The organism is Candidatus Baltobacteraceae bacterium, from assembly GCA_035502855.1.
Lineage (GTDB): Bacteria > Vulcanimicrobiota > Vulcanimicrobiia > Vulcanimicrobiales > Vulcanimicrobiaceae > Aquilonibacter.
This window is the reverse complement of the sequence record DATJTX010000007.1, coordinates 48,097-56,977: the sequence shown is the minus strand read 5'-3', so window position 1 is coordinate 56,977 and position 8,881 is coordinate 48,097. Positions and strand designations below refer to the sequence as shown.

Genomic DNA, 8,881 nt, shown 5'->3' with positions numbered 1-8,881 from the left:
TCACCGAGCGTTGCACCGCATCGAACGTGAGCGCGCGATTGCCGTGTGGAAATGCCAGCTGCTTCCAGCGGGCCGCCGGCTTGAAGCGCGGAAAGCCCGGGGTCTTGCTTCGCTCGATGCGTCGGAAGAACGCCTGCATCGCCAGGTCGAGGCGATGCAGTACGGCGTCTTCGCATTCCCGGTAGACTGCCGCAAGGCGGCCGTCAAGACGGTCGATCGGCTTGCGCAGTGCCGTGATTTCCGCGTATTGCATCCTGGCAGAAATCTTCACCTTACGCAGACGGTATGCGTCGCGACGCTCTTGGAGCAGCGCGTTGTACAGTTCCCGCGTGACGTCCAGCGCAAAGCGAAGGCGCTCCGCCTGACGGAACGTGGGATACAGCCGCACGCGTTCGATGCGTTTCACGCTTCCTCGAGTCTAGCGACTATCAATGCCATACGCCTGGCAGTCACCTCGGTTGCAGGTTCGGCCCGTTCGTGGCTTCACGGCTACGCCTTACCATCACAACTCACTGCGCTCGTGCAGGCGGTTACACGCCGTCCTGGCGCTCCAAGGGAAGAATGGCTTTCGCGGTCCCTCGACTACGCTGCGCTCCGCTCGGGATGACAAGTGCAGCAGTCCCTCGACTCCGCTTCGCGGAGCTTGTCCTGAGCGAGCTCCGCGAGTCGAGGGGCTCGGAATGACAAAGCCCCTCGACAAGCTCAATGCAAGGCCGAGCGGATTGCCTCGATCGTTTCGTCGATATCCGCAACGCTGTGGGCGGTCGAGACGAACATCACTTCGTTCTGGCTCGGCGGGAGCAAAATTCCGCGATCGAACATCGCATGCCAGTAGCCGGCGTACCTCTTCGCATCCGCGGCGAGCGCGTCGTCGTAGTTCCGATTCGGCGGTCCCGGGCGGAATTTGAAATCGACGATCGACTCGTGCTGCACCACGGCATACGGGAGACCGAGACCGGAAAAGATCGCGCGAATGCCGCCGGCGAGTGCTTCCGCGAGGCCGCGCATGTGGTCGTAATACTCGGGATGCGCTTCGAGCAGATCCAGCACCCGGTGCGCCATCGCGACGCAGAATGGATTGCCGCCATGCGTGCCGCCGGTGAACGTCGCACCGATCGGCGCGAGCACGGCCATCACGTCTTCGCGGCCGCCGAAGGCCGCGATCGGCGCGCCGCCGCCCATGATCTTGCCGACGATCGTCATGTCCGGCTCGATGCCGGCGCGCGCCTGCGCGCCGCCCAATCCTAATCGCAGCCAGGTGATCACTTCGTCAAAAATCAGCAGCGCGCCGTAACGCGCCGTGCGCTCGCGCAGCCCTTCCAAAAACCCGGCAACCGGCGTGACGTAACCCATGTTCCCGACGACCGGTTCCACGATGATCGCCGCCAGTTCGTGCTCACGTCCGGCCAGAAAGCGATCGACGTCGGCGAGATCGTTGTAGCGCGCGACGACGACGTCGCGCATCACGCCTTCGGGGATACCGCTCGCCCGTGCATCCGGCGTGTGCGCCGACGCGCCGGCATCGAGCAGCGCGAAGTCCGAGTGACCGTGATAGTTGCCGGCAAACTTCAGCACGAGCGAGCGTTGGGTGAAGGCGCGCGCGACGCGGATCGCGCTCATCACCGCCTCGGTTCCGGTGGTCACGAAGCGCATCCGCTGCATCGAAGGAAGATGGCCGCGGATTCGTTCGGCGAGCCGTATCTCTTCCGGATGCGTCGCGCCCCAGACGAAGCCGTCCTGCGCGATCGCATCGAGCCCCGTCACCAGCGCAGGGTGCGTGTGGCCGAAGAGCAGCGGGCCATAGGCCATGACGTAATCGACGTACCGCCGCCCCTCTTCATCAAACGCGTGCGCGCCCCGCGCGCCTGCCTGCACGAACATCGGGCCGCCGACGGCCCAACCCGAACGCACCGGCGAATCGCAGCCGCCGGCCAGGACCGCGTGCGCGCGTTGAACGGTTCGGCTCAGTCCGGTCTGCATGTTCACTGCGGCGCCGCCGGGTGCAACCATTTGGGCCCTCCTACGGTTAGGGGTAGCGTTACAGGTTTTCGAATTCCGCGGTCCCACCTTTTCTACAGTGTACTAACGAGTCTCGAACCCCAGGACAAATCCAGAGTTAGGAGACTCGTTCATGTATAGAGATGAAACGCTCAGCTGTATCGACTGCGGACGCCCGTTCGCGTTCACGACCGGCGAGCAAGAATTCTTCGCGATGAAGGGCTTTACCAATAAGCCCAGCCGCTGTGCGGATTGCCGGGCGGTGCGAAAAGCGCGCCAGCCGCAAACCGCCGGCGCCGGCTACGGCCGCCGTGAGATGTTCCATGCAACGTGCAGTCAGTGTGGAGGGCCGGCCGAAGTGCCGTTCCAGCCGCGTACCGACAAGCCCGTGTACTGCCGGAGCTGCTTCACGTCGCGCCACGCCGGCTACCGCTGAAGATAGCGCGGGCTAGCCGCGCGCCTTTAGAGGCGCCCCTGCGGGGGCGCCTTTTTTGTTTCGCCGAATAGGGAGATTGTGCCGCACCTAGAGATTCAGATCACCCCGCAGAGCAACATCAAGGAGCTGGTCGCCGCCCTGCCCATCGCGGCCGATGTGCTGAGTCAGTTCGGTCTGGGCTGCGCCGGCTGCGGCGTAAGCAAATACGAGACGGTGGAGCAAGGCGCGAAGGCGCACGGACTGCGCGTCGAGCCGATCGTCGCCGCGCTCACGCAAGCGCGGCTCTCGGGTTTCGTTCCGCTGATTTCAAACGAAGATCGCACGCCGGCGCGCCGCGCGCCCGGCGCCTTCACCGGCCGCGCCAAGATCGCGCACGTCATACCCGTTATGTCGGGCAAGGGCGGCGTCGGAAAGTCACTCGTCACCGCGCTGCTCGCGCTCGGACTACGCCGCAAACATCTCGCGGTCGGCATTCTCGATGCCGACATCACCGGACCGTCGATTCCGAAACTTTTCGGTTTGCACACGCCGCTTGCGATCGAAGCTGATCCCAACGCGCCGAAAACGGCGCAAGGCAATCCGCAGCCGTTGATGGTGCCCGCCGTTTCGCGCAGCGCGATCGAAGTGGTCAGTTCGAATCTGCTCACCGACAAAGAAGACACTGCGATGATCTGGCGCGGACCAATTCTCTCCGGCGTGATCCGCCAGTTCTACGAACAGGTGCTCTGGAGCGACCTCGACGTACTGCTGATCGATCTGCCGCCGGGAACCTCGGACGCTCCGCTGACGGTTCTGCAATCGCTCTCGGTCGACGGCGTCGTGCTGGTGACGATGCCGCAGGCGCTGGCGACGATGATCGTGCGCAAAGCCGCGAACCTGGTGCACCAGCTCAAGAAACCGATTCTCGGCGTCGTCGAGAACATGTCGTACTTTACGGCTCCGGATACCGGCGAGCGCTACGAGGTCTTCGGGCCTTCGTACGCCGATCGCGTCGCGGAGCTGGCGCATGCGCCGGTCTTCGCGCGCATTCCGATCGATCCGCGCAAGGCCGCACTGGCGGACGAGGGACGCGTCGAAGAGATCGACGACCCCGTCTGCGACCAACTCGCCGCGGCGCTGCTCGAATCGTTGCTCGCGCATCCCAAACCCAAAGAGACCATCTCGTTGGTATGAGAGCGTTGGCCGGCGCTTCCCTCGCACTGCTCTTGGCCGCGGCACCTCAGCCATCATCGTCGCCGCAGCAGACCCAATGGCTCGGTATAACGCTGGGCGAGACGCAAGCAAACGTCTATGCACGATTCGGTGAAGCCGGGTTTGTCGCGCAGTTAGCCGACGGCGACAATTTCATCGCTTACGCGCTCGATGAGGGGAGAGCCGCGTTTTACGTCGGTTTTCACCGCGGGTACGTCGTAAGTATGCAGCTCGCGCGCCCGGTCTTCGCGCGCCCGTCGATTCCGGCATCGGCGTTAGCCGATCCGCTCGGCATCACGCTCGGAATGCACTTGAGCGAAGTGGTCGGGAAGCGAGGACCGGGACGGCAAACGATCGACGCACGGCAGCGTCCGACGCTCACTTACAGCGACCCGAGCGGTGCGACCTGGACCTACGCGTTTCGCAACGATCTCGTCGATTCCATCGCCTTTGCGGCACCGAAGGATGCCTTCGACGGGCTCCCGCGCGCTTCTGCGCCGGCGACGCACGGCGGCACCTCGTTCGCCGATGCCTTGCTCGACGGCGCAACCGACGAGTTCAGCGGCGCAATGGACGAGGAGATGTATCTTCTCACGCTGCGCTGCAACAAGAATGGCGATGCATTTCGAGAAGCCTCGCAAGCGCTCGCGAATTACGAGGGTCATCCGTACGACGTCCTTCACCTCGTATGCCCCCGCGGCGACGAAACGCGCGACATCTACTTTGCTATCGGCTCGTTCTTCGGGAAAATGTGATCCTTTATTTTCTGCGCCACGGTCCGGCCGGCGATCGCGAGACGTGGCAGGGTTCCGACTTCGACCGGCCGCTCACGCCGGACGGGCGAAAGCGCATCGCACGCGAAGCACAATCGCTGCGCGAACTAAAGCTCGTACTCGACGTCATCGTCACCAGCCCGCTCGTGCGCGCGCGTCAAACCGCCGAGATCGTCGCCAAGGAACTGCGCTTGCACGACGCACTCGTCGAGGACGAGCGGGTCGATACCGAGTTTTCGCTGGAGCGGCTGGCGAGATTGCTCGATGACCATCATGACGTCGACGCGATCATGCTCGTGGGTCACGAGCCGTCGATGAGCGAGGTGATCAGCCTGCTGATCGGCGGCGCCGATCTCGACTTAAAGAAAGGGAGCGTCGCCGCGGTCGACGTCCGCGGCGGTTCGCCGCTGACCGGCCGTCTGATCTGGTTGGCCTCACCCAAACTCCTCGCGCATGGTGTTAGACTCCGTGATGACAAGGACCGCACGATGAGCCATACTCGGCGAAGTGTTGTGAGTGACACTTCGGACGCAGTGATAGCCCCTGCGTCCGATTCTATATCCTGATAGTTAACCGCCGATTGAATCGTGTCAGTGCGGGTGGTGCCAGCCCCCGGCCGGCATCACCATGATCACGTTCTGCGCGTGCATCGGGCCGCGATCGACCGAGGCGCGGAAGCGGCCGGTGATCGTTTGCGTTTGCCCCTCGCTCACCGTGGCGCTTCCGAACTGCACGACGTTGACGCACTGCGCATCGCAGAGTTGATACTGCGTGATCGTACCGCGCGGGCCTTGCTTGGTCTGCACGTTCTTGACGGTCCCGGTGACGGTGACGCTCTGGCGGTCGTACGTCGACGCCCCGGCGACGACGGCTGAAGGTGCGAGCGCCGTGTCCGCACATGCAACGCCGGCCGAGATCGCGAGCACGGCCGCGAGGGCGAAAAAGTGTTTCATGGGTACCTCTTATGGATTAGAGACGATGATAACGTTGCGCGCTTGAATGATGCCGTTGGAAAAGATCGTATGGAACGTCCCGGCAACGGTGAGCGACTGCCCCGGTGCGAACGAAGGCCGGGTGAACTCGACCACGTTGATGCAGCGGCTGTCGCAGAGCGCAAACTGCGAAACCACGCCGCCCGGGATCGCTCGAACCGTGACGTCCTCCACGATGCCGATCACGGTGACGTTCTTGCGCTCGTACTTCGCCGGAGCGGCGAGAATGCCCGAGGGCGCAAACAGGGTCGCGGCCCGGGCCGAGGAGCGCACCGCCAAACCGAACGCGGCGGCGAGCATCAGCGCGATGAAGAGTGCTCGCAAAACCCGTTCGGGCAACCGCTTGGCCAAATTGACACCGTGAGGCACCGCGATTGCTCCGCCGAGGGCAAGGGCGATTCCTGGAATCCACGCAACGTCGCGCGCAAAACCATAGGTCACGATGCTCACCACGGTCCCCGGAGCAACCAGCGCGAGGCCCATCCCTTGAGCGACGACTTGGCTCAACCCGAAGAACATCGACATCATCGGCACGGCGAAGATCGCGCCGCCGACGCCGAACAATCCTGAGAACGTTCCACCGACCGCTCCGATCAGCGCCGCCAGCGGCCAGGGGTAATGGTGTTTGGCTACGGCTCGCTGGGGACCAAAGGTGCGCCACGCCATCTGCGCCGCAATGGCTGCGATGAAAATCGCGAAGGCCATTCGCAAGAGCCCGCTCGGCATCGTGGTCGCGAAGTGGGCCGCGACGTAGGTACACGGTACGGCCGAAACCGCGAGCGTGACCGCCAAACGCACGTCGAATCCAACTTTGTGGAAGTAGTTCCACAGTCCGAGCAGGACGTTCGGCACGATCATCACCATCGCCGTTCCCTGCGCCGCCTGTTCCGAATATCCGAAGAAGACCCCGAGCACCGGAATACCGATGAGTCCACCTCCGATACCGAAGAGACCACCGACATAACCAAAGACGAGGCCGCAGAGAAAATAGACGGCAATGCTCAGCATGGGTCACACGTTCGCGGCATCGTTCGTAGAGTCTGGTGTTGAGTGAGATTCTTTTCGGCCCGTTCGTGCTGAGCATGCCCGAGCAGCAGCTGTGGCATGCCGGTTCGCCCGTGATGCTCAAGCCCAAGGAAGCCGAACTCCTCGCGTTCCTCGCCCTGCAGCGCCCGAGGACCATCTCCAAAGACGAGATCATCGAGCGGCTCTGGCGAGGCGCCGCGGCGAGCGACGCCGCGCTGACCCAAACCGTCTATCGCTTGCGGCAGACGCTCTCGCAGCACGGAGGCGACCGCGAGTTCATTCGCACCGTGCCCGGCATCGGTTTGCAGTTCACCGGTGGTTCGCCGATCGAAGCAACAAATCAGTCGCCCGATTTCCAGCGCGCCGAATTTCCGCTCTTCCAGCAAGCGGTCTCGAAGTTTCGCCGCCGGACCGAGGGCGCAATCATCCAGGCCATCGGGCTCTTCGAGCGTATCTGCGAGCGCGACCCCGACTATCTTGCGGCCCGCATCATGCTTGCCAAGGCCTATATTGCCGCCGGCATCCGGCTCTTCTACGAACCGTACCGAGCCTATTGGCTCGCAAAGTGCACGCTCGCCACCGTCATCGAAGACGATCCTTCTTCGGCCGACGCGTTCGCCGCGCTGGCAACGCTGCTGCTCTTTTTCGGTGCGAATCGCGAACAGACGCGCAGCGCGGTCGAGCATGCGCTGGTGCTCGGTCCGCAGTTGCCCGCCGCGCACAGCGCTGCCCTTTGGGAGCGCCTCGCCCGCCAAGATTTCGACGCGGCGCTGACCCAAGCCGACTTGGCCGTGAGCGCACGGCCCGCTTCACCGAACGCGACCTCGCAGCTCGGGATAGCGCTCTATATCGCGGGCCGGTACGACGAGGCGCGCCGCTATTTCGAAAACGCGCTCACCCTCGATCCCGAACACACGCCGGCGATCTTCTATGATGCGTGTTCGTGCACGATGCTGGAAACCTATGACCTCGCTCTGCGCCGGCTCGAGCGCATCAGCGGCCCGGACATGGCAACGCGCGTCGCGGCGACGCGTGGAATCATCGCCGCCCGGCGTGGGGATCGCGCGCAAGCGCGCGATGCGATCGCGTTGCTCGAGCGCTCACCGATGCCGGCGGAGATCTCGCTCAGCGCCGTGCATCTCGCGTTAGGGCACAACGAGACCGCGGCAGAATTGCTGCAGCGCGCCCTCATGACGCGCGAGCCGGCGCTGTTCATTGCCGCGATCGATCCGCTCTATGCCCCGCTGCGGCGGACGCATGCAGACCTGATACGCACGATCGAACGTGGACGGCCGCCGCTTTGCGATCGCTGTGCGGAGCCGTTACGTTCGAGCGAATTGAACGAATTTTTTCGCATGTCGCTGTGTGCGCGCTGCCGCGCGCTTCACTTGGCTGCGCCGGGCACCTCGCACGACTCGAACGCGATATCGTAAATACCGACGTCGTAGCCCTGTGGTGACAGACGCAGGTCGTGGTGTCCGAAGTTCTTGTTCATGATCAGATCGTACGCACGGGGAGCATCGACCAGCACGTACGACTTTCCGCTCGCGTCGTATTGCAGGTCCGCTCCGGCGTCCTCGCGCGGCACGGGGGCACCGTCTTCGCTCACGTCGACGCGTGAAGGACCGCGCCCCGGCGACATCACGACCGACACCTGTATCGCGTGGTACTCCAGCTCGAAGTAACCACCCCCGCCGCCAAAAAAGACGCCCTCGGGATTCGCGTGCCAGTAGCCGTCGAGATAGACCGCGCCGTCACGGTGATTGCCGCCGCGATCGGCGTAGTCGAGATCGGTCGCGGGATTCCCGAACGACGGCGCGTCGGCAATCGGCGCACGCCCGGTCAAAATCTCCGGGGTCATCGGATAACACACCGCGCCGGGTTTATCGTAGTTGTCTTGCGGCAGGAGCGCCATCAGCGGCGGCAGCGCGAGGCTCGGGTTTCCCGCGCGCAGCAGCGCCTGAATCTTCGATTCGGTCAATTGGTAGTTGCCCTCGCCGGTATTCACGTCGACGAGCCGGCCCTGCTGGTCGAAGAGCATTTCGGTCGGCCACACCTCAACGCCGTAGCGGGACCAGATCGTGTGATTGGGATCCACGATCACCGGCCAGGTAATGCCAAGCTGCTTGGCCCCCTCTTCGACATTTTTGGGTTGCCCCGAGAAATCGAATTCGGGAGACTGCACGCCGACGATCGTGAAGCCGTCGTCGTGATAGCGCTTGTACCACTCCCGCAGATACGGCAGCGTGCGCAGACAATTCAAGCACGTGTATTCCCAGAAATCGACGAGCACGACCTTGCCGCGCAGAGCGCTCGGTTGCAGCGGCGGGCTGTCGAACCAGGCGCTGCCGCCGTCGAACGAGGGCATCGTGGAGCCTTCGGCGAGCGCGCAGAGCGCGAAGATAGCACAGAGCGCCACGCATGAACGTACAATTTGCATCGACACTATCGTCCCATCTTTACCG

General features: G+C 63.7%; 10 protein-coding genes. 5 read left to right on the top strand and 5 right to left on the bottom strand.

All coding sequences use genetic code 11. The features are described from left to right. The coding region (locus VMF11_01830; protein HTU69033.1) for a helix-turn-helix domain-containing protein at positions 1-406 on the bottom strand (406 nt) is incomplete at its 3' end. A gap of 296 nt (positions 407-702) precedes the next feature. Next, entirely contained in the window at positions 703-2,010 is a 1,308-nt protein-coding gene (locus VMF11_01825) for a glutamate-1-semialdehyde 2,1-aminomutase (GenBank protein HTU69032.1), read from the bottom strand. A gap of 121 nt (positions 2,011-2,131) precedes the next feature. Here VMF11_01825 and VMF11_01820 point away from each other — a divergent pair, with 121 nt between their 5' ends. The 4 genes from VMF11_01820 to sixA all read left to right on the top strand — a co-directional run bounded on the left by VMF11_01820 (position 2,132) and on the right by sixA (position 4,964). After that, positions 2,132-2,434, top strand: coding sequence for a zinc-ribbon domain containing protein (locus VMF11_01820; protein ID HTU69031.1), 303 nt, complete (start codon positions 2,132-2,134; stop codon positions 2,432-2,434). A 78-nt stretch (positions 2,435-2,512) separates the two neighbouring features. Beyond that, on the top strand, positions 2,513-3,607 hold the full coding sequence (locus VMF11_01815; GenBank protein ID HTU69030.1) for a P-loop NTPase: 1,095 nt from the start codon (positions 2,513-2,515) through the stop codon (positions 3,605-3,607). Beyond that, entirely contained in the window at positions 3,604-4,380 is a 777-nt protein-coding gene (locus VMF11_01810) for a hypothetical protein (protein HTU69029.1), read from the top strand. Before VMF11_01815 ends, VMF11_01810 begins: the two co-directional genes overlap by 4 nt. After that, positions 4,377-4,964: a phosphohistidine phosphatase SixA gene (sixA, locus tag VMF11_01805; GenBank protein HTU69028.1), complete on the top strand. Its 588-nt coding sequence runs from the start codon at positions 4,377-4,379 to the stop codon at positions 4,962-4,964. Before VMF11_01810 ends, sixA begins: the two co-directional genes overlap by 4 nt. A gap of 24 nt (positions 4,965-4,988) precedes the next feature. On the opposite strand, the gene VMF11_01800 is transcribed toward sixA, so the two are convergent. Both VMF11_01800 and VMF11_01795 read right to left on the bottom strand, forming a co-directional pair. Then, a complete protein-coding gene (locus VMF11_01800; GenBank protein ID HTU69027.1) occupies positions 4,989-5,351 on the bottom strand; it encodes a hypothetical protein in 363 nt (120 codons plus the stop codon). A gap of 9 nt (positions 5,352-5,360) precedes the next feature. Then, positions 5,361-6,398, bottom strand: a complete 1,038-nt coding sequence (locus VMF11_01795; protein ID HTU69026.1) for a sulfite exporter TauE/SafE family protein — start codon at positions 6,396-6,398, stop codon at positions 5,361-5,363. Between the two features lie 38 nt (positions 6,399-6,436). Between VMF11_01795 and VMF11_01790 the strand changes: the two genes are divergently transcribed. After that, complete coding sequence (locus tag VMF11_01790; protein HTU69025.1) at positions 6,437-7,849, top strand: winged helix-turn-helix domain-containing protein; 1,413 nt, start codon at positions 6,437-6,439, stop codon at positions 7,847-7,849. On the opposite strand, the gene VMF11_01785 is transcribed toward VMF11_01790, so the two are convergent. After that, positions 7,801-8,835: a redoxin family protein gene (locus VMF11_01785; protein HTU69024.1), complete on the bottom strand. Its 1,035-nt coding sequence runs from the start codon at positions 8,833-8,835 to the stop codon at positions 7,801-7,803. The two genes, VMF11_01790 and VMF11_01785, sit on opposite strands and share 49 nt — an antisense overlap. Positions 8,836-8,881: the final 46 nt, after the last annotated feature.

What these genes read in the sequence shown, in the direction of transcription:
- VMF11_01820 (HTU69031.1), top strand. Translation starts at nt 2,132, where the DNA reads ATGTATAGAGATGAAACGCTCAGCTGTATCGACTGCGGACGCCCGTTC.
- VMF11_01810 (HTU69029.1), top strand. Translation starts at nt 3,604, where the DNA reads ATGAGAGCGTTGGCCGGCGCTTCCCTCGCACTGCTCTTGGCCGCGGCA.
- VMF11_01825 (HTU69032.1), bottom strand. Translation starts at nt 2,010, where the DNA reads ATGGTTGCACCCGGCGGCGCCGCAGTGAACATGCAGACCGGACTGAGC.
- VMF11_01800 (HTU69027.1), bottom strand. Translation starts at nt 5,351, where the DNA reads ATGAAACACTTTTTCGCCCTCGCGGCCGTGCTCGCGATCTCGGCCGGC.
- VMF11_01795 (HTU69026.1), bottom strand. Translation starts at nt 6,398, where the DNA reads ATGCTGAGCATTGCCGTCTATTTTCTCTGCGGCCTCGTCTTTGGTTAT.